General features: G+C 67.4%; 28 protein-coding genes. 6 read left to right on the top strand and 22 right to left on the bottom strand.

Going from position 1 to position 25263, the window contains the following annotated elements; all coding sequences use genetic code 11:
* Positions 1–7: 7 nt before the first annotated feature.
* Complete coding sequence (locus tag AC07OZ_RS05780; protein WP_495466197.1) at positions 8–469, top strand: DUF421 domain-containing protein; 462 nt, start codon at positions 8–10, stop codon at positions 467–469.
* Here AC07OZ_RS05780 and AC07OZ_RS05775 read toward each other — a convergent pair.
* From AC07OZ_RS05775 to AC07OZ_RS05735, 9 genes are all read right to left on the bottom strand, one after another.
* A complete protein-coding gene (locus AC07OZ_RS05775) occupies positions 456–827 on the bottom strand; it encodes a cysteine hydrolase family protein (protein ID WP_495466196.1) in 372 nt (123 codons plus the stop codon). The two genes, AC07OZ_RS05780 and AC07OZ_RS05775, sit on opposite strands and share 14 nt — an antisense overlap.
* Positions 725–1060 (bottom strand): hypothetical protein, encoded by a 336-nt coding sequence (locus AC07OZ_RS05770; RefSeq protein ID WP_495466195.1) that lies wholly within the window; start codon positions 1058–1060, stop codon positions 725–727. The genes AC07OZ_RS05775 and AC07OZ_RS05770 overlap by 103 nt, the downstream gene beginning before the upstream one ends.
* 13 nt (positions 1061–1073) lie before the next feature.
* Positions 1074–2033 carry an SDR family oxidoreductase gene (locus tag AC07OZ_RS05765; protein ID WP_495466490.1) on the bottom strand — a complete coding sequence of 320 codons (960 nt, stop codon included), beginning with the start codon at positions 2031–2033 and terminating at the stop codon, positions 1074–1076.
* The gene (locus AC07OZ_RS05760; protein WP_495466194.1) at positions 2029–2553 is read right to left on the bottom strand and encodes a hemerythrin domain-containing protein; all 525 of its coding nucleotides are present in this window, start codon (positions 2551–2553) and stop codon (positions 2029–2031) included. Before AC07OZ_RS05760 ends, AC07OZ_RS05765 begins: the two co-directional genes overlap by 5 nt.
* Positions 2554–2648: 95 nt before the next feature.
* Positions 2649–2936, bottom strand: a complete 288-nt coding sequence (locus AC07OZ_RS05755) for a hypothetical protein (protein WP_495466193.1) — start codon at positions 2934–2936, stop codon at positions 2649–2651.
* A 150-nt stretch (positions 2937–3086) separates the two neighbouring features.
* Positions 3087–3386 (bottom strand): hypothetical protein, encoded by a 300-nt coding sequence (locus tag AC07OZ_RS05750; protein WP_495466192.1) that lies wholly within the window; start codon positions 3384–3386, stop codon positions 3087–3089.
* A gap of 98 nt (positions 3387–3484) precedes the next feature.
* The gene (locus tag AC07OZ_RS05745) at positions 3485–4021 is read right to left on the bottom strand and encodes a hypothetical protein (RefSeq protein WP_495466191.1); all 537 of its coding nucleotides are present in this window, start codon (positions 4019–4021) and stop codon (positions 3485–3487) included.
* Positions 4022–4032: 11 nt separating this feature from the next.
* Positions 4033–4293 carry a hypothetical protein gene (locus tag AC07OZ_RS05740; protein WP_495466190.1) on the bottom strand — a complete coding sequence of 87 codons (261 nt, stop codon included), beginning with the start codon at positions 4291–4293 and terminating at the stop codon, positions 4033–4035.
* 46 nt (positions 4294–4339) lie between these two features.
* Entirely contained in the window at positions 4340–4951 is a 612-nt protein-coding gene (locus tag AC07OZ_RS05735; protein WP_495466189.1) for an immunity protein Imm33 domain-containing protein, read from the bottom strand.
* 109 nt (positions 4952–5060) lie between these two features.
* Here AC07OZ_RS05735 and AC07OZ_RS05730 point away from each other — a divergent pair, with 109 nt between their 5' ends.
* Positions 5061–5726: a lysozyme inhibitor LprI family protein gene (locus AC07OZ_RS05730; RefSeq protein WP_495466188.1), complete on the top strand. Its 666-nt coding sequence runs from the start codon at positions 5061–5063 to the stop codon at positions 5724–5726.
* A gap of 42 nt (positions 5727–5768) precedes the next feature.
* Here AC07OZ_RS05730 and AC07OZ_RS05725 read toward each other — a convergent pair whose 3' ends face one another.
* The 5 genes from AC07OZ_RS05725 to AC07OZ_RS05705 form a co-directional block, all read right to left on the bottom strand.
* Positions 5769–6341, bottom strand: coding sequence for a YceI family protein (locus AC07OZ_RS05725; RefSeq protein WP_495466187.1), 573 nt, complete (start codon positions 6339–6341; stop codon positions 5769–5771).
* Between the two features lie 81 nt (positions 6342–6422).
* On the bottom strand, positions 6423–8615 hold the full coding sequence (locus tag AC07OZ_RS05720) for a DUF4132 domain-containing protein (RefSeq protein ID WP_495466186.1): 2193 nt from the start codon (positions 8613–8615) through the stop codon (positions 6423–6425).
* Entirely contained in the window at positions 8612–9034 is a 423-nt protein-coding gene (locus AC07OZ_RS05715; RefSeq protein ID WP_495466185.1) for a hypothetical protein, read from the bottom strand. Before AC07OZ_RS05715 ends, AC07OZ_RS05720 begins: the two co-directional genes overlap by 4 nt.
* Positions 9035–9417: 383 nt before the next feature.
* The gene (locus tag AC07OZ_RS05710; protein WP_495466184.1) at positions 9418–9921 is read right to left on the bottom strand and encodes a hypothetical protein; all 504 of its coding nucleotides are present in this window, start codon (positions 9919–9921) and stop codon (positions 9418–9420) included.
* 39 nt (positions 9922–9960) lie between these two features.
* Positions 9961–10638, bottom strand: a complete 678-nt coding sequence (locus tag AC07OZ_RS05705; RefSeq protein WP_495466183.1) for a hypothetical protein — start codon at positions 10636–10638, stop codon at positions 9961–9963.
* A gap of 346 nt (positions 10639–10984) precedes the next feature.
* On the opposite strand from AC07OZ_RS05705, the gene AC07OZ_RS05700 reads away from it, so the two are divergent.
* Positions 10985–13306, top strand: coding sequence for an NHL repeat-containing protein (locus tag AC07OZ_RS05700; protein WP_495466182.1), 2322 nt, complete (start codon positions 10985–10987; stop codon positions 13304–13306).
* A gap of 38 nt (positions 13307–13344) precedes the next feature.
* On the opposite strand, the gene AC07OZ_RS05695 is transcribed toward AC07OZ_RS05700, so the two are convergent.
* On the bottom strand, positions 13345–14316 hold the full coding sequence (locus AC07OZ_RS05695) for a zinc-dependent alcohol dehydrogenase family protein (protein WP_495466181.1): 972 nt from the start codon (positions 14314–14316) through the stop codon (positions 13345–13347).
* A 228-nt stretch (positions 14317–14544) separates the two neighbouring features.
* On the opposite strand from AC07OZ_RS05695, the gene AC07OZ_RS05690 reads away from it, so the two are divergent.
* Positions 14545–14856, top strand: coding sequence for an ArsR/SmtB family transcription factor (locus tag AC07OZ_RS05690; RefSeq protein WP_377154525.1), 312 nt, complete (start codon positions 14545–14547; stop codon positions 14854–14856).
* A 66-nt stretch (positions 14857–14922) separates the two neighbouring features.
* Here AC07OZ_RS05690 and AC07OZ_RS05685 read toward each other — a convergent pair whose 3' ends face one another.
* The 6 genes from AC07OZ_RS05685 to AC07OZ_RS05660 all read right to left on the bottom strand — a co-directional run bounded on the left by AC07OZ_RS05685 (position 14923) and on the right by AC07OZ_RS05660 (position 20959).
* Positions 14923–15438: a hypothetical protein gene (locus AC07OZ_RS05685; protein ID WP_495466180.1), complete on the bottom strand. Its 516-nt coding sequence runs from the start codon at positions 15436–15438 to the stop codon at positions 14923–14925.
* A gap of 13 nt (positions 15439–15451) precedes the next feature.
* Positions 15452–18178, bottom strand: a complete 2727-nt coding sequence (locus AC07OZ_RS05680) for an AAA domain-containing protein (protein ID WP_495466179.1) — start codon at positions 18176–18178, stop codon at positions 15452–15454.
* A gap of 9 nt (positions 18179–18187) precedes the next feature.
* Positions 18188–19441 carry a DUF1444 domain-containing protein gene (locus AC07OZ_RS05675; RefSeq protein WP_495466178.1) on the bottom strand — a complete coding sequence of 418 codons (1254 nt, stop codon included), beginning with the start codon at positions 19439–19441 and terminating at the stop codon, positions 18188–18190.
* Positions 19442–19509: 68 nt separating this feature from the next.
* Positions 19510–20178: a DUF2625 family protein gene (locus tag AC07OZ_RS05670; protein WP_495466177.1), complete on the bottom strand. Its 669-nt coding sequence runs from the start codon at positions 20176–20178 to the stop codon at positions 19510–19512.
* 26 nt (positions 20179–20204) lie between these two features.
* Positions 20205–20501: a DUF7660 family protein gene (locus AC07OZ_RS05665; RefSeq protein ID WP_495466176.1), complete on the bottom strand. Its 297-nt coding sequence runs from the start codon at positions 20499–20501 to the stop codon at positions 20205–20207.
* Positions 20498–20959: a hypothetical protein gene (locus AC07OZ_RS05660; protein ID WP_495466175.1), complete on the bottom strand. Its 462-nt coding sequence runs from the start codon at positions 20957–20959 to the stop codon at positions 20498–20500. The genes AC07OZ_RS05665 and AC07OZ_RS05660 overlap by 4 nt, the downstream gene beginning before the upstream one ends.
* 216 nt (positions 20960–21175) lie before the next feature.
* On the opposite strand from AC07OZ_RS05660, the gene AC07OZ_RS05655 reads away from it, so the two are divergent.
* Together AC07OZ_RS05655 and AC07OZ_RS05650 are read left to right on the top strand one after the other, a co-directional pair.
* On the top strand, positions 21176–22213 hold the full coding sequence (locus AC07OZ_RS05655) for a hypothetical protein (RefSeq protein ID WP_495466174.1): 1038 nt from the start codon (positions 21176–21178) through the stop codon (positions 22211–22213).
* Positions 22210–23856 carry a hypothetical protein gene (locus tag AC07OZ_RS05650; RefSeq protein WP_495466173.1) on the top strand — a complete coding sequence of 549 codons (1647 nt, stop codon included), beginning with the start codon at positions 22210–22212 and terminating at the stop codon, positions 23854–23856. Before AC07OZ_RS05655 ends, AC07OZ_RS05650 begins: the two co-directional genes overlap by 4 nt.
* Before the next feature lie 93 nt (positions 23857–23949).
* Here AC07OZ_RS05650 and AC07OZ_RS05645 read toward each other — a convergent pair whose 3' ends face one another.
* The gene (locus tag AC07OZ_RS05645; RefSeq protein WP_495466172.1) at positions 23950–25245 is read right to left on the bottom strand and encodes an aspartate aminotransferase family protein; all 1296 of its coding nucleotides are present in this window, start codon (positions 25243–25245) and stop codon (positions 23950–23952) included.
* Between the last annotated feature and the right edge of the window lie 18 nt (positions 25246–25263).

Genomic DNA, 25263 nt, shown 5'->3' with positions numbered 1-25263 from the left:
GTTCCAGATGTTCGACATGCAGATCAGTCCTTGGGAATTGCTAGCGCGCGCCGCGCTCATCTATGTCGCCTTGCTCCTGATGGTGCGCTTGTCGGGCAAGCGCACGGTGGGGCAGTTCACGCCGTTCGATCTGCTGGTCGTGATGCTGCTCAGCGAAGCCGTGAGCAATGGCCTGAGTGGCGGCGACAACTCCGTCGCAGGCGCCTGGATCCTCGCGGCGGCATTGATCGCGATGAATGCGGGGATCGCGTTCATCGGGTCGCGGCACAAGGGCTTCGAGCGCCTGATCGAGGGCTCTCCCGTGCTCATCGGGCGGGACGGTCATTGGTTCAACGACGTGATGCGGCGCCATCGGCTCAGCGATCTCGATGTCGAGAAGGCCCTGCGCGAATCGGACTGCGTGCTGTCCGAAGTGAAGATCGCCGTCCTGGAGAGCGATGGGAGCATCAGCATCGTCAAGAAGGAGTGACCCGCGTCGGCGTGATGCGCGCCTTGAGCACGTCCTTCATCCACGCGAGTGCGTCGCGCTTTCGCGGTTCCGATTCGGCCGCTGTGCAGTCGGCGGGGACTGCCACGCGATAACCGCGGACGTACGCGTCCATGGCGGTGCACTTGACGCAGTAGTCTGTCGCCAGACCGGTGACGATCAGATCCTTGGCGCCCAACTGCTCGAGGAGCAGGTCCAGCGGCGTCGCGTAGAAACCGGAATGCCGCGGCTTGAGGATCAGCAGATCGGCCTTGGCCGGAGGCAGCAGTCGTGCCAGTTCGGCGGCAGCGCCTCCGGCCCGGCGGCTTCGCGCAGCAGCGTCTGCACGTCCGAGCGCCACTGGCCGAAGTTGTCGTTGACGTAGATGACGCAGGTGCCCTCGGCATGGCATTGCCTGCGCAGTCGCGAGGTGGCGCGCGCCGCTTCCACGGCCGCGTCGGCGATGTCTTCGGCGCCCTCGAAGCGCAGTGGGTTGATGAAGTCGACCAGCAGCAGCACCTTGCGCGAACGCGGCATGCCGGTCCCGCTCGCGACCTTCAGGTCGACGGCGCGGTTGCTGGAGTGGGTCGCCATGGCCGCCGGACCCTCATGGATCCCCGCGTCCGCCCGATGCCCCGTAAACTTGACCGGTGGCGTAGCTGGACTCCGACGACGCCAGCAGCACATACACCGCCGCGAGCTCCGCGGGTTGACCCGCGCGACCCATCGGCGTGTCGGTGCCGAACTTCTGCAGCTTCTCCTGTGTCTGGCCGCCGCAGACCTGCAGCGGCGTCCAGAAGGGCCCCGGCGCGACCGCATTGACGCGGATGCCCTGCTTGGCCAGCTGCTTCGCCAGCCCCTTGGTGAAGATCAGGATCGCGCCCTTGGTGGACGCGTAGTCCAGCAGGTTCTCGCCCGGGTCGTAGGAGTTGACGGACGCCGTGTTGATGATCGAGCTGCCGGCCGTCAGATGCGGGATCGCCGCCTTGCACAGCCAGAACGGCGCGTAGATGTTGGTCTTGAAGGTCCAGTCGAACTGCTCGGTGCTGATGTCCAGGATGGATTCGTGGCTCTGCTGCCGCGCCGCGTTGTTCACCAGGATGTCCAGGCCGCCGAGTTCGCGCACGGCGTCCGCGACCAGCTTCTGGCAGAACGCCTCGTCGCGCAGATCGCCCGGCAGCGCGATCCCCTGGCGTCCGGATTCGCGGATGAGCTCGATCACTTCGCGCGCGTCGGGCTCTTCGTCCGGCAGGTAGTTGATCGCGACGTCCGCGCCTTCGCGCGCAAAGGCGATCGCGGCCGCGCGACCGATGCCGCTGTCCCCGCCGGTGATCAGCGCGCGGCGGCCAGCCAGCCGGCCGTGTCCCACGTAGGACTTCTCGCCGTGGTCCGGCGGAGGCGTCATCTCACGCGCGAGACCCGGCCAGGGCTGCGACTGCTTCGGAAAGGCGATCTTGTCGGTCATGGACTTCTCCAGGAATGGCGCGGCATCCGCGTTGACGCTCCTGTGGCAACGCGGATGCCTGTGCCGACGACTTTCCCGGAAAGCTGCGGCCGGACCTTCAATGCCTGGCCTGCTCCTGCGCCATCAATTCCTCCTTGCGCTGCAGGATCCGTTCGCCGAGCTCGGCCATGTCGACGCCGGCCTTCTTCGCCTTGGGGAACATCTCGTTCTGTTCCTCCTTGACGTGGTGCTTCACCCATTCGCTCATGACCTTGACCTTGGCGTCATAGTCCTCGCCGCCGGGCTCGACGCCGTCGACGGCGGCGATCAGGTCCTTGATGCTCTGGTGCTCGACGCGCGCTTCGGGCACGAGTTCCTTGTCCTTCAACGCGGCCTGGACCTCCGGGTAGAAGATCTCTTCCTCGACCTGCGCATGCACCGTCAGCTCCAGGCAGATCTGCGCGACCAGCTGCTTCTTCTTCGCCGTGGAGCGCGACTTCTCGAACTGCTCGAAGAGCCCCGCGACAAGCTTGTGATCGGCGCGCAGCAGGCTCACGGCGTCCGGTGTCTTCGCGCGGGCGGGGGTCGTGCGGCGGGCGGTCGATTTGCGGTTCGAGGCCGCGTTGGTCGTCGTGGATGGCATGGAAGTTCTCCTGGCGGTGATGGCTGGGTCGGCGCGCCATCACGGCCCGCCGCGACAAGGTCAGTGGCAAGGGCGGTGCCCGCCAATGCCAGTGTTCATCGGGCATCGTCCGCGCGCCCCTCGTTCTGGTCGTTCCGGTCGTTCTGGCTGCCCGCCTCGTTCTTGCGCACGCCGCGCAGGTTCATCGCGAACAGGCCGAGCTGCAGGACGATCAACGCGTACGAGTGGGTGAAGGCGCCCCAGATGCACCAGAGCAGATTGCTGAGGACGAAGACCCAGAAGCCCCAGGTCCGTCGCCGCGCGCTGCGGCCACCAACCAGCCACGCCGCCACGAGCGTGACGGCCATCGCGGGCCATTGCAGCGCATTGAGCAGTTCGTCCATGCACGGCCGAGGCAAGCGGCTCGCCAGCGGCGGTCCACGCATTCGGCGGTGGGCCGCGGCCATGAACGAAGAAAAGCCCCGTCAGGGCGGGGCTGGTGATGCGGGCTGCCGGCTGCCGGGGCCGCCGAAGCCGTTCGAAGGGACGCGGGTTCAGCGATCGTCGCGCGACGAGTCGCTGCCCTGGCCTTGATCGTCCTTGGACGCCTGGTTGGACTGGTCGCGCGAGGTCTGCGGGTTCTGCTGCTGCGAGCCCTGGTTCATCTGGCCTTGCCGGCCGCTGCCGGGCTGGCCCTGCTGCGGCGATTGCCGCTGGCCTTGTGATCCCGATCCTTGCTGCTGGCCGCCGGGCTGGTTCTGTCCTTGCTGGCCTTGCTGATGCTGTTGCTGCTTCTGCTGGCCTTGTCCGCCCGGGGACTGCTGCGGGTTCTGCGCGTTGGGTTGCTGAGCCATGGTGGTCTCCACGTTGTGCGCGTCGGCAAAGACACCGATAGCAGGAAGCTGGCAATGCGCATGCCGCCAGGGCGATGCCGGCCGCCCGCTGGCTCGATTCACGACGCGATGTTCTGTGGGCGATCGCCAAGGCGCTCGATGCCCGCGGCGGCTTCAGGCGATACCACCAGCACGCGCACGGGTCGCGCATAGGCCTGGCTGCTGGAACGCAGCGTGGACAGCAGTGCGGCAATCACGGCTGGGTCCGCGTCACGCACCATCAGCAATGTGGGGCGACGCGGCCGGAACGCTTCCGCGACATCCAGCGGACCCTCCCGCCACCAGCCGCAGTCCCAGGCGTCGCGAGGGGATGGGCCTCGCATCGCCACGCATTCGCGCCACAGAATCTGCAGGCGCCACAGCAGACCTCGCCAGCGGCCCAGGCGCGCCAGCTCATGGCTACCGTCCAGCGCGCAGGCTGCGCCGTCCAGACCTATGTGAGGGGCGATGCTGGCCGCGCGCAGCGGCTCCGTCAGCATCGGAAATGCGCCGCCCTCGCACCAGGCGCGCAGCGAGGAGAGCAACGCGTCGTCGACCGCGCCGAGCGCGTCGGGCGGGATCATCAGGGCGTCGTCGAAACGGCGCGGCAGGCGCATGGCGAGGCGGGTCAGCCGCCGCTCGAGGAGCGTCTCGCGGGAGCCGAGCTCGCCTGGGGGGCCACGCCGATGGGGATGACGCGCACGCCGGAGGCCGTTGCCGTGACGTCGGCCGGGCGGGACGTCTGCGCATTCGTCGACGGCGGCTTCTTGCGGGCCGCGAACATGTTCACCACGCCCTGGCGAGCCTCGGAGAAGTAGAACAGTCCGGTCACGGCCAGGATGACAGCCGCGAGAGCAGCGGCGATTTTGATGGGGGAGATCTTCAACATGAGGAGGCCTTCGACGAGGCCGAGAGGGTAACAGCGCGGGGCATCGCTAGTCCGGCACGAACAGCCCCGTTTCCGGATCCCTTCTGAAGTCCGCTCCCTCCGGCGCTTCCAGCAGAGGGATGACGGAGTCGTCCTTCGCCAGCACCGCGCCCAGCGACACGTAGCGGCTGTTGTTCGCATCGTCCATGTACGCGCGCGTCTCGTCACCGGCAGTGAATCGCCAGCCGCTGTCCTGCTCCTCGTCCGGCGCTTCGCGGTAAAGGCGGCCGACAGGCTTCCCGTCCGCGAGGATGCGCTGGGTGACGAATGCGCGTTTGGCGTACCTCGCGACGAGGTTGTCGGGCTCCTCGTGCTCCGTGTTGATGATGTGCCGGGTATCGAAGCGCACGGTGTCGCCCGCCTTCAGGGCCACGATCTTCTGCGGGTCGTTGTCCAGACGCCCGACGAAACGACCTCCGGGCTCGATCGCGTCCACCAGCACCCACATGCGCTCGACGAAGACGCCATCGGGGTCGTGGCCGTCGCCCCGGAATATCAGCTTCACGACTTCGCCGACAGCCACCTTCGAGAGGGTCTCGAGGGACGGCTTGTAGAAGGTGTACTTGTTGGCTTCCGCGATGGCGGAAGCGTCGTCGAGCTGCCAGCTGGGCATGGGCATGAGGTTCTGGAAAGGGCGTTGGGGACGGATGTTAGGTGCTGCGGGTTGAACGCATTCTTAACGTCCCATCCGATACGCTGCGCGCCGCCTGAATCGGGAGGGAATGAACATGGCAACGAATGTGACGCAGCGGCGCGGGCGCCACCGCGCAAGTGGCTGGCTGCTGTTGGGACTGGGGCTGCTCATGCTGACGGGCGTTGCCCGTCCGGCCGAGGCGGCCAGCTTCGACTGCAAGAAGGCCGGGACGCGGGTGGAGCATCTGATCTGCGACGACCGGGACCTGTCCCAGCTGGACGAAGACATGGCCGACATCTACACCGTCGAGGACGACGCGCCGGCCACCGATCCGCGTCGCGTGGCGCAGCGGGGCTGGCTGGCCAGGCGCAATGCCTGCAAGGATGCCGACTGCGTGAACGTGCAGTACCAGCAGCGGCTCGTCGAGCTGTTCTGCGACCCCAAGGGCCCGCGTGCGGGTGCGGGCTATGTGGCGTCCCGGTGTGAGCACCACCAGCTCCAGCTGCTGGATCGAGAGTTGACCACCTGGGAGCGCCGCTTCGTGGACACCGTGCCGGCGAACACGTCGTCGCCGGAGAAAACCCGCGAACTCGCCGAGCGGGAGGTGAAGGCCTGGCGCGAGTATCGCGAGGCCAGCTGCTGGCTCTACGGCGCGCGCGAAGGCGGAAGCGGCGCCTGGCAGGCCTTCTTCGGTGGCACCTGCGAGGTCAGCGAGACCAAGAAGCGGATTGCGAAGCTGAAGGGCGAAGTGACCCCGTGACGAAGCGAGCAGCCCTGCGGGGCCGGGCTCGCTCGGGGAGCCTCACTCCTTCGCGATCGCTTCCACCTGGATGCGCAGGGCCACGTCCATCTTGAATCCGTAGTCCTTGCCGGCGGCCAGTCCGAACTCCTCGCGGTTGAAGCTGCCCGAGGCGTCGGCGCCGCAGAGCTCGCGCTTGAGCATCGGGTGCGGCACGCACTTGATCTGGTGGACGGCCAGCGTCAGGGGACGGGTCTTGCCGTTCAGCGTGAGCTCGCCCACCACCTGGGTCGGCACGCCGGCCTTGATGCCGTCGAAGCGGCCCTTGAAGGTCGCGCCCGGGTTCTTCTCGACGTTGAAGAACTTGTCGCCGGTCGCCCAGGCGTTCATCGCTTCCAGGCCGAAGTCGATGCTGGCCAGGTCCATCTTCACGTCGACGCTGCCCGCGCCGGTGGCCTTGTCGTAGACGATGGTGCCGGCGCTCTTGTTGAGCTTGCCGCGCCAGTGGGACAGGCCCATGTGGTCGGCTTCGAAGCTCGGGTAGGTGTGGGTGGGGTCGATGTCGTAGGTCGCGGGCGCGGCATGCGCGAAGGCGGCCATCGAGAGGAGGGCGGGGGCAAGCAGCAGGGGGTTCATGGGAAGTCCTTGTGGAAGCTTGGCGGGAGCGCCTGTCTGACGACGAATCGGGTGGGCGGATTTCGACATCGTCGCATCACGTCATCCCTTTTCTGCATCGTGCGCGGCCAGCAGGCGAGCCGCCGATTCGGCGATGCGCTGGAGCAGCACTTCGTCGTAGGGCAGCCAGGGCACGGCGGAGAGGCGACGCGACGCCGGCGCGGGCGCGATGCCGAGATCGACCGGTTCGCCGCGCAGCGTGACGCGGGCGGTGGCGAGGTGCACCGCGTGCTCGCCCACGTGCAGGTGCCGGGCGCCCATCGACATGCGCCCGTTGGTGATCGCATCGACGAAGACATGCGCGAGCGCGTCTCGGCGGGCTCGCGCCATCTCACCCAGCGAACGTTCGGACAGAGTCTCCAGACGACGCCAGCGCGCGAGCTGCGGGTGCGCAGCTCCGACGCGCCCGGGAGCCTCGATGTCGCCGACGGTCGGTGGCAGGTCCGCCGGTCCATCTTCCAGCGCGAAGCTGGCGGCGCTCACCAGCAGATCGACCGCGCGGCATATCTCGGAGAAGAGGATCGGCTCGACGGTCGCCGGTGTGCAGGGCCGCCATCGACGCCCGTCCCGGCGTTCGAACAGGAGGGGGCCGCTGTCCGCGTTGCCGGTGACGCCTGGGTACAGCCGACCATTCACCGCGAAGGTCGCCTGGACCGGCCCGAACTCGCGCACGAGACCTTGATCGCGCGCAATGCGCCATCCCTCCTTGCGCGCCAGTCCTAGCAGCGGGCGCATTGACAGCACATGGCCTTCGAACATCGATGTGGCCGCGGCATCGGCCTCCTCGGGCGGCAGCGCGTAGTGCTCGCGGAACACCTGCCGGAAGGGCTGACGCACCTGACGCGCGACCACCGCGGCCTGCCACCGACGACGCTCGTCGTCGGGCGCGGCGAGCGGGTGCCAGAGCGACACGCGCGCGTCGTCGTCCAGCGCGACCCGCTGTCCATCGGCATCGGCCGGCGCGTCGTCGCAGCCGGTCAGCATGAAAGAGGTGGCGGTGCCATCGGTCCCCGTGGCGACCCAGACCAGGGCGCGCGTCAGATCGCGCCCGCCGGGCGCGGCAGCCAGTCGCTCGCGCCACACGGCGACCGGCAGGTCCAGTCCCTGCCAGAGTCCGGCCTCCAGGCTGGTCGCGAGCATGGCGGTCCGCTGCTTGTCCTTAGGCCCCGAGGTCAGCCGCAAGGCCACCTCCGGGCGGTCGGCGAGTCCGCGTTCCGCCGGTTTCAGGTTGCGGGCGAGCTTCTTGGCGATGCCCGCGTGGCGCACTACCCCCAGCGCCGCCTTGAGTGCCTCGACGGTCTCGGGCGTCGGCACGGCCTCGATGGCATGGCCGAGTGCGATGGCGACCGCCTGCGAGGGCAGGGTCTTGGCCGCGGTGGGGGCCACGCACACATCGAGCAGCAACTGCCGGATCAAGGGTCCCAGCCACGGCTCATCCCGCAGGGCTGCCACGCGCATGGCGCGGCCGATGGCCTGGGCGTCATCGGGGGTGAAGGCGCCGTCCGCCTGGTAGGGGACATCGCCGCGATGGATGGCGCCCACCCGGTCCGCCGCAAGTCTCAGCAATTGCTCCGCATGGAGCACGAAGGCGGGTTCGGCGGCAAGCGCTGATGTGGGATCTCCGGGCAGCGGCGACTCGTAGTACTGTCCGGTCCCCCACCCGCCGGCCATCGCCAGCCAGGCGTCCATGCCGAGTTCGGGCAACAGGTCCAGTTCACGGCCCCAGTACCACGAGCGCGATGCCCGTGGCGTCAACGCGTCTCGCAGCCGATCGAACGAAGGGCGGCCCGCGATGAGGGACAGCGCGACGCCGTCATGGATGTCTGAGCGCTCGGCCACGTGCTCTTCGCTGAGGTCGCTGAGCACGCGGTCGGCTTCGGCGGCCAAGGCCGGCGAGGGGGCCTGGGTGAGCAGCGCAAAAAGCTCCAATGCCGGATTCCACTGGAGTGGCTTCACGTCCTTCAACACCGCCAGCGCGGCGCGTTCGCTCAGGGCCGGCACAAGACCGGTGTCGCGCACCTGCACGAGGATGGACCGAGCCGCGTCTTTCGCAGGCTGAGGCACCTCCGGGTCGCTCGCGGCGCGTCGGATGTCGGCCCACAACTCGCCCAGTTCCAGGGGCTGCAGATCGGCGATGTCGACCGGCGCGCCGACGAAACTGGCGTGTGTGGAGGCCAGTGCCGTGAGGCGGTCCCTGAGGGACGAGACGAGCGGTCGTTCGGTGGGGTCAGTCATGCGTCATCCAGGCCGGAAGATCGCCACACGCTCGCCATGAGCGGCGAAACGGCGAACCAGCACTCGGCGTCCTCGCCCTCCAGGACAGGCGTCGCCCAGTAGTGGATCGTCGATGCATGGAGCGCGGGCTCGGTCGACAGCAGGCGCCACAACTCGTCGACGACCGGGAAGCTGGCGGTGTCGGACAAGGCGTCGTCGGCACAGGCGATGGCGAGGGCCATCAGGCTGAAGCGTTCATCCAGGGACAGGTCGCCGCGCCGCAGCAGCGCCAGCACGCGAGGCAACGCCGCGGCGTTGCCGATCTGGATCGCCCAGTCCTGCATATCGGGCGTCCAAGGCAGATCGAGCGCTTCGGAAAGGTGTTGCTCGACGGTCGGCAGGCTGTAACGCTCAAGGTGGCGGAGGTGTCGGGGGAGCATGGGTTCTGTATGCCGCTTTCGACCGGCTCACGGTTGCCATGGCCGGAGCACGATCCCTCGCCAGACGAACCGATTGGAGATTCCGATGGCAAGTCCGAAAGTTCCTCCGATAAGAGCCGCCATTCCCGCACCCGTCACCAATTCAGTCTGTCTCAACCAAAGGGTGAACAGGGTCGCAGCGCCCATCGACAGTGCCGCGGCAGGAATGGCCCAGAGCATCTGAAGCGTCGCGGCAGTCGTCAGCTTTGCGCCGCATGCCGTGCAGTGATGTTACGCCTGCCTCTTGAATCTGATGTCATTGCTGAGCTTCTCGACGGCAACGGCGCCGCAGGTGGGACAGCGCTTCGAATTCAAGGGGGATTGTTGGAGTGGCAACTGGCAGATCATGGTGGCGGTCCGTCGTCCTTGGTGAAGAACTCGGCATGGCCGCTCCTCAGCAAATAGAAGGTCGACTTCGAGACGAAGTGGATGAGCTCCCCGGATTCGGAACGTCCGTTGGTGTACACGATGAACAGCGACAACCAGTTCTGCCAAACCACTCGATAGGGGAGGCAGAAGCCTGAGCCGTCGTAGGTGTGGTGCCAACGCTTCCCGGTGTAGCGGTTGACGGTCCTTCCCAGTCCATCCTCCACGAATTCCCGACGGCCACTGTCCGAGGGGCTGGGCGCTCCCCGGTTCCAGCGACGAATGGTCTTTTCCTTGTCCGATCGCCACGTGCCGATCAGCCAGGTCGAAGGCTGGAAGCGCTTCGGCATGGGCTTGACGACGGAACGGTCGTCGCGCGACGGCGGCTGCGCGTTGCCGCGAGAGCGGGAGGGACGTTGGATCATCGTGCGGGCAAGGATAACAAGCTGACAAGTCCTGACCCTCGACGGGCGGGTGTCCATGGTCCATGAGCCGGCCATGTCCTGCCTGCCCGAAGCACGCTAGACGCAGTAGGAGGGATGAAGGGAATCGAACGGCGCGATGGTCGGGTGCGTCCCATAGAACGTCTGGCATGCCGCCGCGTACGCTTCGTGGCTCTTCCACAGGTTCGCCAGTTCCTCTTCACCCGAACGCACCAGCTGACTGAGGACGCCTCGCCGTTCCCCGTCGTCTCTCCATGCGTAGGTTTGTTCGCGCGGGTCGATGGCCATGAGCGCGTCGTCCAGTTCGAGCGAGCTGACCTTCAAAGAATTCGGCCCCTCAACACGAAAGCCGATTCCGATCTCCGACCCCGTCAGTTTGACGAGCAGCGGGATGTACTTGCTGCTGGCGTCCTTCGACTTTGCAAACTCGCCTTCCGCGTGGAGCTTCGCCGACGAGGTGTCGCACAGCAGGCGTGCCGTGTAACGCACCAGGTTCTGGACGTGGAACGCGAGCCGATGGAAGTCGTCATTGGTGAACTTCGCCCACTTCTGGGACGGTGTGCCCAGGGACGAATTCTGGAGGAAGGGGGCCGTCAGCTCGACCGTCAGATAGTGCTCCAGCGCGTACCTGTACTGATTGATCACATCCCGCTGCATCAGGTAGACCGTCGCCGCGAGTGGCGCCGCCTCGAGATGGTCGCCGCCCTCCACGAGGGAGGTCAAGGCGTCACTGAAGACAGGCTCGATATTCAGCATGGGCAGTTCTCAATGGCCTGGGCGGCGGACCTTGGCGATGAACTCGACGACGAGGTGGATGGAGGTGGGGCGACGCAGTGTGCCATCGGTGCGACAGCAGTGCCGCCTCGACACACCCGCGCAGGTGCGGGCTCGGTCCGACGGCCGCCGACTCGCTTACAGTGCGCAGTCCGCGCGCGGGTGGACGGCATGGCGATGAAATGCGCGATTGCCGCACGCCGCCCGGGTCCGACCTGCCTGGCAATGGCGGGCGCGATGGGACAGCGGCATTGAATGAGGACGCCGACGACGCAATGAGCGTCGCGGTGATCTGCAGAGAGTGAACGACGACGAGGGAGGAGTGTCCGTGAAGGCAATCGGGATTCGCGTGGCGATGATGTGCTGCGCATTGGTGCTGGCGTCCTGCGGTGGCGGCGGCGGCGGCGGTGACGACGCCGAGGTGAAGGTCAGCAGCGACCGGTCCAGCCTCGACTTTGCCGGCTTCGCCGGCGGCACGATGGCGCCGCAGAGCGTGAACTTCACGCTGCTCAACGGCTCGGGGACCTACTACGGCGAGGTCGTTCCCGATCGGCCGTCGGAGTTCTCCGCCTCCTTCACACCCACCGGCAACACGAGCGCGACGGTCACGGTGACGCGGTTGAACACCGCCACGGCGGGGCAGGGCAGCGGCAGCCTGCTCTTCCGCCTGTGCTCGGACGCAGCCTGCGGTCGCGTCGTCTGGTCGCAGTCCATCCCCTACCGCTACGCGATGTTCTCCGTCGACCGCTCGACGCTGGCCTTCAGCGGCTTCGAGGGCGTCGCCGCCGACACGAAGCCGGTCGTCATCACGCCGGCCGACACCGACAGCCGTCTCGCCGTCTCGACCAGCGTGACCACCGGCTCGGGATGGCTCACGGCGACGCGCACGTCGACGGGCGGCATCGCCGTCGCGGCGACGGCCGCCTCCCTCGCGTCGGGCAGCTACCAGGGCACGGTGCGCTTGCAGGTCGCCGGCCTGGGTAATTCGCCCACCATGACCATTCCGGTGACCTTCACGGTGGGGTCAGGTCTTGTCGCCCCCGCGGCCGGTCAGCTCGACCTGACGGCCGAGGCCACCACGCTCGCGGGCGCCGCCGATGTGGCCTTCCAGGGCGGTCAGGGACGCGCATGGACGGCCAGCAGCGACCAGCCCTGGCTGGTCGTGGACACGGCCGCCGGCAGCGGGGCCGGTGCCGGCGCGCTGCGGTACCACGCCGACCTCACGCGCCTGGACGGCATCGCCAACTGGAGTTCCGCCTCCGCCCGCGTGACGATCCGCGCCGCGGGCCTGACCGACACCGTCCTGCCGATCACGCTGAACAAGCGCCTGCCCGAGATCCATGTGACCTCGCCCGCGACGATCGTCGCGGGACGGGCCGCCACCGTGCGTGTGATCGGGCGGGGACTGTCCCAGCTGTCCGGCATCGGCCGCATCAGCGTGACTGGCGCCACGGGCATCACCGGCAGCGTGACCTCGGATCGCGAAGCCGTCCTGAACATCCCGGCGATGACCGCAGGCCGTGCGACGGTATCCGTCACGAACGCCGCGGGCATCCCGGCCTGGAGCGGCACCCTCGGCGCGGCAACCTCGGCGGCACTGCCGGCGGGCACAGCGCTCAACGCCGGCGAGAAGCGCTCGGCGCTGTTCGACCCGACGCGCAACGCGCTGTATGCCGTCAACTTCACCCAGAACACGCTGGTGCGCTACCGCTATGCCAGCGGCCAATGGCTGGTCGACGGCCTGCCGGTGGCGTCCATCGGCGACCTGGCGATGTCCCCGGACAGGCAGGCGCTGTACGTCGGCTCGGGCACTGGCACGCTGCTCGCGGTCGATCCGGACACCCTGCAGGTGAAGAGGACCCACACGGTGCCGTCCAACGTGGGGGTGTCCGTGTCGCCCTCGCTGTTCTTCACGCGTGGCTCGGCGGTCACCAACGACTTGCGCATCTGGTTTGGCGGCAGTCAATGGTCGAGGCTGGGCTACTTCGACATGCGCAGCGGCAGCTTCGGCAGCCAGCAGGTCACCGGCCCCAACTTCGACCTGTACTCGCCGGTGTTCTACGCCTCGGGCGACGGTTCTAAGCTCTTCGTGGAGAACCCGCCGATGCTGTCGCCGAGGTTGCCGAGCTACCTCTACACGACCGCGACCGCGGCGATCAGCTCGCCGGCGAACCTGCCAGGCCCCTATCGCAGCGTCGCTTACGACGAGACCGGCAGCAAGGTGCTCATCGACGACGAATCGCTCTACGACGGCTCGACCTTCAGCCTGCTCGGCACCGCGAAGATCACCTCGGCCGTCGGTACCAACGCCGTGCTTTCGCCCGACGGCACGCGGCTGTACCGGATGGTCACGGTCAGCCTCAACAGCAACGTGGCCGACCACATCGACGTGTACGACACCGCCCGGGTGCAACCGGGCACCTCGGCGCTGGTGAAGGTCGGGCAGATCGCGATCACGACGCAGGCGCTGGACTGCGGCGCACAGGCACCCTACGGCTGCGACGTGCGCGGCGCCTTCGTGATCAGCCCCCTGGGCGACACGCTGTTCTGGGTCGGCAACCAGCGACTGGTGGTGTTCCCGATCCCAACCGGCCTGTCGGGCATCCAGTCCCTGTCGTCGCCGCGCTTGCTGAGGGCCGCGACCCGCTGAATCGCCGGCGCTGCCCCTTCCCGGGGCCGGCAGGGTCGTCAGCTCACGTCGATGACGACCTTGCCGAGCAGCGGTCCACCGCCGTGCCGGCGCTGTTCGAGCGCGGTGTGCGCCGCGCCGATCTCGGCAAGCGGGAAGGTCGCCCCGATGACCGGCCGGATGCGCTCGCGTTCCAGCAGGTCCTTGAGCGCGAGCAGCTTGCCGCGGTTCTGCCGCGTGAAGACGAAGTGGTACTCCGCGTTGACGCCCCAGGCCGCCACGAGGTTCTGAGGCGTCGCGATGTCGACGATCGACACGACGCGCCCTCCGTCCGCCAGCACGTGCGGCGAGCGCTCGAGCGTGTCGCCGCCGATGGTGTCCAGGACGACGTTCACGCCGCGCGCGCCGGTCAGCTCGCGCACGTGGTCGACGTAGTCGCCGGACTCGTAGTCGATCGCTTCGTCGGCGCCGAGGGAACGGACGAACTCGACCTGCCGGGCGCTGCACGTGGTCAGCACCCGGGCGCCCATCACCTTGGCGAGCTGAACGGCGATGGAGCCGACGCCGCCCGCGCCGCCGTGGATCAGGACGGTCTCGGCGGGCTGCAGGCGGGCCCGCGTGACCAGCGCCTCCCAGGCGGTGCCGCCGACCAGCGTCATGGATGCCGCCTCGCCATGCGTCAGGTTGCGCGGCTTGTGCGTCACCAGCTCCTGCGGGACGACGTTGAATTCGGCATAGCTGCCGCCCTTGGGGCCGAAGATCTTCGGCGTGTAGAAGACCTCGTCGCCGGGCTTGAAGTCGTGCACGCCCGCGCCCACGCGTTCGACCACGCCGGACACGTCGTGTCCGATGATCGCCGGCAGCGGCACGTACGCCGGGTAGTCGCCGCGGCGGATCTGATAGTCGAGCGGATTGACGGACGTGGCGACGACGCGCACGAGCAGTTCACCCGCTTCGACCGCGGGCACGGGGACCTCCTGCAGTTGCAGGTTCTCGATGCCGCCGAAGGCGGTCAGGACAATGGCTTTCATGGGGACTCGCAAAAGTTGGGGTCTGTCTCGCTCCGCCGATTTCTGCGGAACGACGCCATTGTCATATCGCAAATCATCGATACGTTGAGGCGATGGACTTCGACCCTCTTGACGGCGATGGTGATGGGTCAGGCCTTGCGCGGACGGGCGCCCGCTGGTATTCGCCGCGCGCGCCACGCGTCAAGCGAGCCGCCCGTACACTGGCCGCTTCAACGCAAGCTTCCGCCCATGTCCGAAGAAGTGCCCTTGCTCCGCGTGCTCGAAGTGCTGGCCAACGCGCAGCGCCTGGAGATCCTGCGCAAGCTCAAGACACCCGGGAGCTTTCCGCCCCAGGACGAAGGCGACCCGCTGGTCGACGGTGTCTGCGTGTCGTCGATCCAGGAAGGGCAGGGGTTGGCGTTCTCGACGACCTCGAAGTACCTCGCCGACCTGGCGAGCGTCGGTCTGGTCACCGTCAAGCGGGCGGGCAGGTGGTCGTACTACCGGCGCGATGAGCGGGCCATTGCGGCGCTGGCGAAGCGGATGGCGCGGGAGCTATAGGCAGTCGCTCGCCTGCGCCCTCTGACGCTTGCCGGTCGTGCAAGCCGAAGGCTTCCCTCCTGCTCCTCAGCGGCGTGGCGCTGCGGGAGGCGACACCAATTCGGTGTCGATGGGCAGTCCCTCGATCTCGGCAGCCGCGTTCCGGGGAAGCGCCGTCAGGGCGCCGGCCAGATCGCTCGAGGCATCCCAGCGGACGACGTCGCGATCAGGCTGGCTGAGGTGGTGATCGCCGATGTAAGTCACGCGTCCTCGCGTCACGTTGAAGCTGTTTGACGACGCCAGCGCGGTGTTCATGCCCCGCGCGAAGCCGCCGACCGAGTACGAGCCCGGGTTCACTTCCAGCAGGCGGACCCCTGCCGGCGGGACGAAGACGAGGATGGGAGCATTCATCTCGAACCCGTTCGACTTGATGGACATCAGCGCATTCGGAAAGCTCGAAGAGGCCTGGAGCAGGACATACCCCTTGGTGGGATCTCTTCTGCCTTCGCCGGCGACGCGGGGTTTCGCGCAGCCGAGCAGGGCCATGCCGACGAGTGCGACGAGCAGGGCGCGGCGACGATGAGCGGTGGTGAAAAGGGACATGGTCAGTGGTTCTTCATGTGCTTGATGCGCTGCGCATCCACTGTGCCAGAAAGGCCGTGACTCTTTCCTTGATGCCGCTCTCGACGGTGCGAAGGCGAAGCAGTGGAATCCCGCTCTTGTGCAGGATGCTGTTTTTCAGCGTATCCCGCTCGGATTGCACGGGCGTGTCATGAGCAGCGCCATCCACTTCGATCACGCCCAGCGGCGTCTTTCCCACCTTGAAATAGACCACGAAGTCGCAGCTGGCGCGGTGCGCCATGAACGCGCGCTCCCGCTCGGTCAACGCGGGGTTGGCGGAGGACGCCACCTGATCCAGCGCGACCTGGGTGTGGAAGGTCAGCGCCCGGCCGGATCCTTCCGACAGCGCCTCCCGCAGCACCTGCGCCAGGATCTGTTCGGACTTGTAGCGTGAGTCGGCAGGTCGCAGCCGGGCTTCGAGCCGGGCCAGGGACTGGTCGAACTCCTGGTACAGCAGGTCGAAGGCCGAGACCACGGGCGCGCGATGGATCTGCGCGTCGTCGGCGTAGTAGGCGACGTAGCGCGCCAGGGCGGCGATCGGTCCGTTGTGGGCGGCAAAGACCTCGTCCCCGGTCACCAGGGTGAAGCGGCGCTTGGCTCTGGACACGGCCACGTTGACCATGCGCGGGTCGTCCACGAAGTCCAGCAGCGCCTGACTGCTGCGCTTCTTGTCCAGCACCGTGGAAAAGACGATCTCCTCGCACTCGCGGCCCTGGAACTTGTGGACGGTGTCCCTGATGAAATCGGCCGGCAGATGTGTCGCGGAGAGCACCACCTGCGCACGGAAAGGCGCGATGAAACCGCGGCCGTCCTCGCCTTCCCAGAGGCCTTCCTCCGCACCGTCGAGCGTCTTGACCAGGGATTCCAGCTCCCGCAGGTTCCCGCGCCCGCGCGCGTGATTGCCCTTGGCCGTGACCACCAGGCGCAAGGCATCGCTGTCGTCCGACCGCGTCATTGGGATCAGCGCGTTGTCGTAGAACTGCTGGTTGCAGAACTGGATGATCCTCGGGTGGCAGCGGTAGTGCTCCTTCAGCAGGGTGCGGGGCAGCGCTTCCTTGAAGACGGCGAGGCACGAATCGAGCAGGCTATGCCGTTCGCAGTCCCAGTCATCGGCGGGCGCCGCCACGCCCGACGCCGAGGGAATGTGCGCCAACTGCCGGCCGTCGCCGACGATGACCAGATTCTTCGCGCAGCCCAGCGCGAGGACGCCCGGCACGATGTCCTGCTGCGAGGCTTCGTCGATGATGACGTAGTCGAGCAGCGCGTTCGCGCCGATCGAGTTGACGATGGAGTGCGTGCTGCTGCCGATGATGGGAAAGCGCTTCACGAATGCGTCGAAGCGACGCTGGTAGCTTTTGACGTCGAAGGTCTCCGTGTCCTGAATCCGAGAATGGAGATGCCATTTCAGATGCCGCATGGAATCGATCGTCAACTCGGCCAGCAGTGCTTCGAAGTCGCCGCGCTCCAGCGTTGCCCGGCAATCGGCGAGGGCCGCCGTCTTCTCTCGCGATGCCTGGTCGTAGTAATGGCGCTGCAGGGCATGGATGAAGGAGCGGCGCCGTTCCGCATCGCCGAAGGGCTTGGTGCGGACGATCCGGAACTTGAGCAGCAGCTCGATCCTGTCCCGCAACCGGATCCGCCGCTCCGCGAGGTGGGAGAGGTAGGCCATCAGGTCCGACGTATCGCTCGCGGACAGCCCGTACTTGTCCAGTGCGGGCAAGTCCTGGCCCCCGTTCTCCTGCTGCCACTGCAGCAGATGACGCCGTTCGATGTCCAGCTCGTCCACGTCGGCCTGCAGTTGCGCTTCCTGATTCTTTGCTTGCAGGAGGTCCTTCAGCTGTGCCAGGACCGCTTGAATGCGCGCCATCTCGGAGGGGACCTCGGGCAGCTCCGACGGCACGGCGGGCAGGCTGGCGAAGAACTTCTCCCGGTGCTCCAGGCTTCCCAGGCGGGCGACCAGATAGTCCAGTCCCGACTTGGTCAGCTTCTCGTAGACGTTCTCGACGGCCGCGTTGTTGTTGGACAGCACCGCGACTGTTTTCCCTTGCAGCAGGGCGTTGGCGACGATGTTCAGGATCGTCTGCGTCTTGCCTGTGCCCGGCGGTCCTTCGATCAGGCTGATTTGCGAGCTGAAGGCGCGCTCGACCGCCGCGAGCTGGCTGGCGTTCACGCCAAAGGGGTAGATCAGCGCGGGTGCCGGCGACCGTGACGTGAGTTGCCTCGTGCAATAGGCCTGCAAGGCAGAGCCCGGGTGGGGCAGCGCACTCCCCAGCTGACGCACAACGTTGGCGGCGATCTTTTTTTGCAGCGCCGAGGGGGCTTGCTCCTCTCGTGCGACTGCCACGTCAGCGAAATACTGGAAGACCGCTCCGTCCTTCATCGCGGTCTGCGGGATGAACTCGATGTCGCCGTCCAGCTTCCGCACATAGGGCTTGGGGTTGTCCGGGTAGTGGACGACGGCGTACTTCTCGCCGTAGATCACGGCGCTGTCGATGGCGGTGACGACGGCACTGCCATTCTTCGTCAGCAATGACTTGCCGAGTTCCCGCGTCGGCGTCACGCGGCAATCGCTGAGCGGGCTGTGAAACGACTTGCCGGAGTGGAAGTGGCAGGTCAGCTTCAAGACTGAATGCTGATCGTCCCACCAGAGGGTCCAGTCGCGGAGTTGCCGGGTTCTGTCCTGGCCGAGGATGTGGATGGAAACCGGGGTCCCTTGCGTCATGCCGGGCACTCAGAGCGCCTGCACCGCTCTCAACTGCGCCTGTTCATCCTCGGTCGGGAAGACGCTCACGCGCACGCGCGGATGCAGGCCGTCGACGCGCTGCATGTGATGCCCGGCGATGCGCACCGCATCCGCCCAGGCGACGATCACCGTCTGGTCCGGCTTCTCCTGCGAGGCGAAGGCCACCAGGTCGGTGTGCGGCAGCAGCGTGTCCACGCCGTCCGACCAGACCGAGTAGCTCACCACCCGATCGCTGTCCTTGAACTGCAGCAACTGGATCGAGCCCACGAAGGGGGCCGCCGGATCCTGCGCATGCTGCTGCTCCAGCAGGTTCTTCTGCGTGGTGTAGTCCTCCGAGTCCTCGACGGCGATCAGTGCCTGGAACTGATCGCGCAGCGGCTCGGGCGGCGTGAAGGGCTGCCACTCGCGGTCGACGAGCTGCAGCGGCCGGCAGGACAGCCAGCGGGTGTGCTCCTGCTGCATCCGCCGGCACGCGGCGGCCATCAGCGCCAGGCCGGCGATGTCGTTCGCATCCGTCGCGAACAGCACGTGCCGCAGCGGCACCATCACGACGGGATGCGCCACGCCGGAGCGGTAGATCACGTCCGGCAGGAAGAGCCGCGACGATTCGTAGGAGTCGTTCCACGCCCCTTGCCAGAGTCCGGGCGCGACCTGCTGCCAGCCGTCGTTCTCCGGAAGTCCGCGCAGGTTCTGGAGCGCGTCGTCGAAGGCGTCGTCGAAGCTCACGCCCCATCTGTCGAGCATGCCCTGCGCGACGCGGGCGGTGCTCTCCGGCGTGTCCAGGCCGAGGATCGCGACGTAGTCGCCGACGAGGGCGCGATACGGCATGTCGCTCGCCTCGCGCGGCGCGTCCTTGGCCCGGCTGAGGCTGTTGGCGGCGTTGAGCGCGTTCTTGCCCATGTCGGCATGCGTGCGCAGCAGGGGGATCAGGCGGGCGCGGACGCTGGCGTAATCCTCCGCCTGTTCAGGGAGGTCCTTGGACATCGGACGGAGCATCACGCCGTCCACGTAGCGACGGACCTCGGCGTCACGCGCGCGGGCGCCCTTGACGCGGAGGAGGTCGCTCATCAGATGCGTCAGATTCGAGTGCATCTGCGTGCCGTTGAGCGAGAAGGTGACTTCGGGCGATTCGTCCTTGAAGCTCACCTGGGTGGCACCGGCATCGTGCAGGCGCCTGACGACGTGCTTCAACACGTCGGCCGTGGTGGGTTTGCTGAAATGCCAGCGGATCCATTCCATCATGAGCGAGTCCCTGAAGTGTTGTCGGGGCGGATTGTGGGGGAAGGCGGCTGCCGTCCTTCGCCCTGCCTTCAGCGATTGCTGATCTGCCAGACGACATCCATGGTGAGCTGGTATTTCTCGCTCACTGAAATCGGGCGGCGCGTGCGCTCGGCCAAGGGAATGCCGTCAAGCCAGAGGAAGGGGAGAACCGAGAGCGCCTGGTCCCCCGAGACGGCCGCGATGTCGCGCTCCCATCCGGGCCAGCGGAGCGACTGATAGAAGCTCGACATGTCGGCGGAGAGCGCCCAGGTCAGGAAGTCGCTGTAGCTCGTGGCGAAGTCCTCCCATTCCAGCGACTGGGGCGCGAAGTACAGGACGTGGCCGAGGTCCGGTCCGAGGCCGCCGCCGTTCAGGGCGAAATAGCCGCCCATCACGTCGTCGGCGATGAGCAGGAAGCCGGGACGGCCGTTCTCGTCGAACGGCGCGTGGTCCTTCGTCCAGCCGGGCAGCGAGCGCTGCATCCGCGGGCCGCCGGCGCCCAGGATGCGCAGCCACCCATGGTCGACGAGCAGGCCGCCGGTGTGATGGACCAGCGCGCCCATGGGCGAGCGCAGGGTGACCTGCAAGGCGAGGAGCGCGGCGTCCGCTGTCGCGGGGTCCGTGGGAAGGACGGAGACGTTCGGGCAGGCTGCGATCCACGCCGACACCATCGGCCAGGCGGGGTCGTCGGTGCGAATGAGTTCGTCGAGGGTCTTCATGCTGGCGGCTCTCTCATGCTGTACCGCTATTCATAGATCTTTCCTGCGGCGAGCATCTGGGCCGCACGCGTCCATGGATTGGCCGGCTTCTGGTACAGCGGCGTGCCATCCTTTGACGCGTCGGCCCAGGCGGCGGCGGCTTCGATGATCGCGCCGAAGCTGCGATTCTCCCAACCCAGCGCGGTGGGGCCGTAAGGACTGTTTGACTGGGCGGCTTCAAGCGCTTCGGACGCACGCCACTCCGCGGCCATCGCTTGCAGGAAGGCGATGAAGGTCGGCTCGTCGACGACGGAGTCGGCGAGTTGGAGAACATCAGTGCTCATGTCGGGTGTGCCAGCGAGGCTGACGCGCGGATGGCAGACAGGAGATCGTCGCGAGCCACTTCCAGCACCGGGCCGTCGACGCGGAAGCCGTCGAGGTGGCGCAGCAGGTCTCCGACATCGGAAGGGGAGAACGACCATCCTTCCACGGTCGACCAGCCCCGGGCCAGGCTGTACCCATTCGGCATGGCGGTGCAACGCAGCCAGGCGGAGTATTGGTCTGAGAAGTCGTAGGGCAGGTACCCGGTCTCGCCCACTTTCAGACCTTGCACGACGTCGAGCCATTGCTCGTGAATTCGCACGAGGACCGCTCGGATCTTGTGTTCGTCCTCGAGGTGAGGGAGGAGGGCGAGGTCGAGTGCCAGATAGTAGGTGTCGCAGATCCACTCCTGCCCGGCGAAATACAGGACGAGATCGTTATGGCCGGTCCGGTTGTCCTGGAATGAAAGGCTGAGGTCCATTGTTCAGAGATGCCATTGAAGCTGGGGCAGAGGATACGTCCTCGCGTCGACCCGCACGCTGGACGCTGGCAAGTCCTGACCCCTGGAGACCAAGCGCCTTCTGCCTTGATCCCGTCTCTCAACAGGATTGTGGACGTGGCAGCTTTTCTTGCCGTGCGAACCCGTCCACCATAGCGCCCATCGGACCCCGCGAAGGGGGCCGGGGAGGAGCGCACCATGACCAGGGACATCGCAGCGGCGATCGAGCCGGCGCATCCGGGATCCCGCCGTGGCGGCATCGCGCATCCCGTGCCGATCGCCATCGCCATTGGCATTGCCGCGCTGCTGGCCTCCGGCTGTGCTATGCCGCCGCAGATGAAGATCGAGACCGCGAACGATCCGCGCTACGAAGACGAGGACGTGCGCTTCCGCACGACCTACTATTTCCGCGTCTATGACCCGTGCCCGCCGACCGCGGCCGCCGGGGCCGCGCGTCCGCCGGCCAGCGACACGCTCTACCGGTTCCGGATGACCGGCAAGGCGAAGTCGCTGACGAATCAGGTCCACTTCGAGGCCGGCACCCTGCCGGCGACGCAGATCGATCCGCTCGGCGCGAGCGTCGCCTACGACGAACGCAACCGGCAGTTCTATTTCAAGAGCCAGTCCGATTCGCAGGAAGACGCACAGCGCGAACGGCGGCTGGCCGAGATCGAACGGCTCGTCGAGGTGTACCGCAGCTATGAGCAGCGAGCGGTGGCGACGGCTGCCTCTGCGGCGTCTGCGCCTGCGTCGGTGGCGTCTTCGGCGTTGTCGGCCGCGGCGGGTTTTGACGAGTTCCGCGACCAGCTGAAGAAGAGCATCGTCGCCCGCATCGCGGCCCTCGACCAGCGGGTCGACCAGGGCAGCAATGGGCAGAAGTCTGCGACGGCCGCCGCCACGGCGGCATCTGCCGCATCGACGGCAGTCGCCTGCACCGGCGCGCGAGGTTTCCAGATCCTCGGTCCTGAAGGCTGGCGCGTCTTCCGGCAGGACGAGCGTCTGCTGATGGCGATGTCATCGAGCGGCAAGCCGTTGATCGGCACGATGCAGGAGATCGCGGGCCGCGTGTTGAACGACCAGCCGATCGAGGCGGAGATCCTGCTGCCGCTGACGCGGGAGGAGCTTCGCCTCACGCGCGCCGAACGGGAACTCGACCGCTACGACCTCTCGAAGCCGGAAACCGGCGCCGGACGGCTCCAGGCCGTCATCGACGCGCTGCGCAAGGAGGCGAAATGAACACGACCCATGACGACGCGCGCCGTCCGCGGACGGCCGCAGGGGCCCTTGCAGGCGTCGTGACGACGCTGCTCGGGCTGTCCGGCTGCCAGTCGACGGGCGCGCTGTCGACGGCAGCTTCGATGCACGTCGAGGTCGATGTGTACAAGGGCGCGCTCGGCAGCGGTAAGACGGTCCAGCTGGGCGAGCTGGCAGCGGTCTTCGACCAGGCGGACCTTCTGCTTGAACGGTTCGCGCGCGACGCGAATGCCATGGGAAATTGCAAGCAGGCCTTCGTCGGCGCCAGCGTCGACGGCATCGACCGCCTGCAGGTCTGCGACATGGCCGCACGCGCCGAGAGCATCCGCAGCAAGGTGCGTCTCTTCCCGACAGATCCGAAGCGTGATGAAGATCCTCTCCGCGCGCGATTGAAGGAACTGAGCGGGGCTGCCGCTGTGATCCTCGAGTACCAGAAGGCGCGGGCTGCCGGCGAACCGCGCGCTGCGGCGGAGGCCGCCGCGATGGCGATGGCGACGGCTGCCGCGGCTGCGGCATCACAGCCTCAGATCAACAATATTGGCGAGGCGGGCCAGACTCTCAAGCTCGCCGTGATGGACGCCAGCCGCCTCTCGACACAGCTGAAGATCGAGGCGTTCTACTGGAGCGAGGCGCAGATCGGCCACATCACCGCGAACCCGGCGGTGCGGACGATGATCGTCAACTACGTGAACCTGACCTCGGAGCTGGCGAACCAGATCTCGGCGCGCACCGTCGCGATCGACAAGCAGCTCGACCGCAACGTGGCCGGCAACGCGTTGTCCTTGAGCGACCATCTGAAGGAAGCCGGTCCGAGCGACTTCCTGCATCTGTACGACTGGTACCAGGCGTCGCAACCCGACACGCTGAGCGAGGGACCGGAGCGCTTGTCCCCGCAGGCTCGCGTGCGCCTCGCCAAACGGCTCTTCTCCGACCATTACTGGACGCGGATCAATGACGTGCACGCCAGCGGCCAGGGGGAAGTGAGGATGGCCGTGATCAAGGACGACATCGGCAACTGGAACCTGAAGTCGTTCGACAACGATGCCGAAAAGCTGCTGGGCGCCTACCGCGACCTGACGATGGCGGGTATCGCGGCCGGTATCCGCGTCGCGAAGGACGTGGGCACCGGCGGTGGCGCTGCGGGTCTCGAGCTGGCCAGCCAGTTCGCGCGGGGCCGCCTCGGATCGACCCAGACGTCGACGCTCAACGCGCAACGGATCGATGCGATGCGGGCCAGCGTCGCGGCGAACCTGGAGGCGATCCGTGCCGACGCCGCTGCAGAGGACGGAAAGCAGAAGGGTGTCGAAGACGCGGCGGTCAAGGCGCTCGAACAGCGCAAGGGCGAGACCCAGGCGGCCGAGACCGCAGTGAAGAATGCCAGCAACGCCGCTCTGCCGGCGGCGCAGAGCCGACTCGCCGAAGCGAGGGCCCAGCAGGCCACCGCCGCGGCTCAGCTCGACACCGTGCAGGCTCAGCGACGCGAGAAGATGGCCGTCGCCTTCGAGAATGCCCGGCGCGAGATCGACGTGCACCGACGCGTCATCGCCAGCCTGAAGGAATTCCAGGTCACGCCGCCATCAACGCCGACGACGTCGCGAACGCTGTCGAACGCGCTGCAGCCGTGACGCCGGCTTGTAGCCGCCTCTCCCCGGCGGCGGAGCAGCTCGCGCGTCGCCGGGCTTGAGGCGCGGGAAGAGGGCGCTGAGCGCCCCGACGCGTCACACCACGTCTTCAATCGCCCGCTTCAGCAACGACAGCCCTAGATCGATTTCCTCATCGCTGACCGTCAACGGCGGCGCGATGCGGAAGACGCCGCCCATCAGCGGCAGCTGCACGATGTTCATGCTCAGGCCGTGCGCCATGCAGGCGCGCGTGATGGCCGCGCCGAGCTCGGGCGCGGCTTCCTTGCCGGCCTGGCTGCGCACGATCTCCACCCCCAGCAGCAGGCCGCGGCCGCGCACGTCGCCGATGCAGTCGAACTCGCGCTGGAGCGCACGCAGGCCCGTTTCCAGCCGCGCGCCGGCGACACGCGCGCGTTCGACCAGGCCATCGCGCTCGACGACCTCCAGCACCTTGAGGCCCACTGCGGCGGGCAGCGGGTCGGAGACATGCGTCGTGTAGAACAGGAAGCCCCGCTCGTGGCAGCGCTCCTCGATCTCCGCGGTGGTCAGCACCGCGGACAGCGGAATGCCCGCGCCCAGCGTCTTGGACAGGGTCAGGATGTCCGGCGACACGCCGTCGCGCTCGCACGCGAACATCATCCCGGTGCGTCCGAGGCCCGTCTGCGCCTCGTCGAGGATCAGCAGCATGCCGCGCTCGCGGCACTTCGTCTGGAGCGCGCGCAGGTAGCCCACGGGCAGGTCGATCAAGCCGCCGGAGCTCAGGATGGGTTCTGCGATGAAGGCCGCGAGATTGCCGCTGGACTGGCGGTCGATCAGGTCGAAGGCGTAGTCCAGCTCGGCCTGCCAGTCCTCGGCACCGCCGAAGCGCGGACGGTAGGGATTGGGCGCCGGGATCGCGAAGGATCCGACCGCCGCGGGGCCGTAGCCCTTGCGGCCGGCGCAGTAAGTGGCCGACGCCGCCGCGCCGGTCATGCCGTGCCACGACTGCGCGAAGCCGACCACCTCGTACTTGCCGGTGTACAGCTTGGCGAGCTTGAGCGCCGCCTCGTTGGCCTCCGCGCCGGTGCTCAGCAGGATGCTGCGCTCCAGGCCCTCCGGCGCGACCTCGGCGAGTTTCGTCGCCAGGTCCACCACCGGCCGGCTGAGCATGCCGCTGAACAGGTGGTCCAGGTGGGCCGCGTGGTCGGCAATCACCGTGGCGACTTCGGGGTGACCGTGCCCCAACAGGGAGCTCATCTGTCCCGAGGTGAAATCCAGGATCGCGCGTCCGTCGGCGTCATAGACGAAGCTGCCCCGTGCGCGCTCGATGATGAGCGGCTCGAAGCTGCCGCCGTAGCGGATCAGATGCTGGCGGGAACGGGCCCAGAACGTGGGGTCGGCATTGCGTGACATGGCGGCTTCCTTCGACTC

It is taken from the genome of Roseateles sp. GW821-FHT09G03 (assembly GCF_059416045.1).
The sequence above is the reverse complement of the archived record's forward strand: the minus strand, read 5'-3'. Positions and strand labels throughout refer to the sequence as shown.

Bases quoted from the DNA above. Each gene is read 5' to 3' on its own strand.
- AC07OZ_RS05780 (WP_495466197.1), top strand. From the start codon at position 8: ATGTTCGACATGCAGATCAGTCCTTGGGAATTGCTAGCGCGCGCCGCG.
- AC07OZ_RS05770 (WP_495466195.1), bottom strand. From the start codon at position 1,060: ATGGCGACCCACTCCAGCAACCGCGCCGTCGACCTGAAGGTCGCGAGC.
- AC07OZ_RS05760 (WP_495466194.1), bottom strand. From the start codon at position 2,553: ATGCCATCCACGACGACCAACGCGGCCTCGAACCGCAAATCGACCGCC.
- AC07OZ_RS05755 (WP_495466193.1), bottom strand. From the start codon at position 2,936: ATGGACGAACTGCTCAATGCGCTGCAATGGCCCGCGATGGCCGTCACG.
- AC07OZ_RS05750 (WP_495466192.1), bottom strand. From the start codon at position 3,386: ATGGCTCAGCAACCCAACGCGCAGAACCCGCAGCAGTCCCCGGGCGGA.
- AC07OZ_RS05745 (WP_495466191.1), bottom strand. From the start codon at position 4,021: ATGCGCCTGCCGCGCCGTTTCGACGACGCCCTGATGATCCCGCCCGAC.
- AC07OZ_RS05740 (WP_495466190.1), bottom strand. From the start codon at position 4,293: ATGTTGAAGATCTCCCCCATCAAAATCGCCGCTGCTCTCGCGGCTGTC.
- AC07OZ_RS05735 (WP_495466189.1), bottom strand. From the start codon at position 4,951: ATGCCCATGCCCAGCTGGCAGCTCGACGACGCTTCCGCCATCGCGGAA.
- AC07OZ_RS05730 (WP_495466188.1), top strand. From the start codon at position 5,061: ATGGCAACGAATGTGACGCAGCGGCGCGGGCGCCACCGCGCAAGTGGC.
- AC07OZ_RS05725 (WP_495466187.1), bottom strand. From the start codon at position 6,341: ATGAACCCCCTGCTGCTTGCCCCCGCCCTCCTCTCGATGGCCGCCTTC.
- AC07OZ_RS05720 (WP_495466186.1), bottom strand. From the start codon at position 8,615: ATGACTGACCCCACCGAACGACCGCTCGTCTCGTCCCTCAGGGACCGC.
- AC07OZ_RS05715 (WP_495466185.1), bottom strand. From the start codon at position 9,034: ATGCTCCCCCGACACCTCCGCCACCTTGAGCGTTACAGCCTGCCGACC.
- AC07OZ_RS05710 (WP_495466184.1), bottom strand. From the start codon at position 9,921: ATGGACACCCGCCCGTCGAGGGTCAGGACTTGTCAGCTTGTTATCCTT.
- AC07OZ_RS05705 (WP_495466183.1), bottom strand. From the start codon at position 10,638: ATGCTGAATATCGAGCCTGTCTTCAGTGACGCCTTGACCTCCCTCGTG.
- AC07OZ_RS05695 (WP_495466181.1), bottom strand. From the start codon at position 14,316: ATGAAAGCCATTGTCCTGACCGCCTTCGGCGGCATCGAGAACCTGCAA.
- AC07OZ_RS05690 (WP_377154525.1), top strand. From the start codon at position 14,545: ATGTCCGAAGAAGTGCCCTTGCTCCGCGTGCTCGAAGTGCTGGCCAAC.
- AC07OZ_RS05685 (WP_495466180.1), bottom strand. From the start codon at position 15,438: ATGTCCCTTTTCACCACCGCTCATCGTCGCCGCGCCCTGCTCGTCGCA.
- AC07OZ_RS05680 (WP_495466179.1), bottom strand. From the start codon at position 18,178: ATGACGCAAGGGACCCCGGTTTCCATCCACATCCTCGGCCAGGACAGA.
- AC07OZ_RS05675 (WP_495466178.1), bottom strand. From the start codon at position 19,441: ATGATGGAATGGATCCGCTGGCATTTCAGCAAACCCACCACGGCCGAC.
- AC07OZ_RS05670 (WP_495466177.1), bottom strand. From the start codon at position 20,178: ATGAAGACCCTCGACGAACTCATTCGCACCGACGACCCCGCCTGGCCG.
- AC07OZ_RS05665 (WP_495466176.1), bottom strand. From the start codon at position 20,501: ATGAGCACTGATGTTCTCCAACTCGCCGACTCCGTCGTCGACGAGCCG.
- AC07OZ_RS05660 (WP_495466175.1), bottom strand. From the start codon at position 20,959: ATGGACCTCAGCCTTTCATTCCAGGACAACCGGACCGGCCATAACGAT.
- AC07OZ_RS05655 (WP_495466174.1), top strand. From the start codon at position 21,176: ATGACCAGGGACATCGCAGCGGCGATCGAGCCGGCGCATCCGGGATCC.
- AC07OZ_RS05650 (WP_495466173.1), top strand. From the start codon at position 22,210: ATGAACACGACCCATGACGACGCGCGCCGTCCGCGGACGGCCGCAGGG.
- AC07OZ_RS05645 (WP_495466172.1), bottom strand. From the start codon at position 25,245: ATGTCACGCAATGCCGACCCCACGTTCTGGGCCCGTTCCCGCCAGCAT.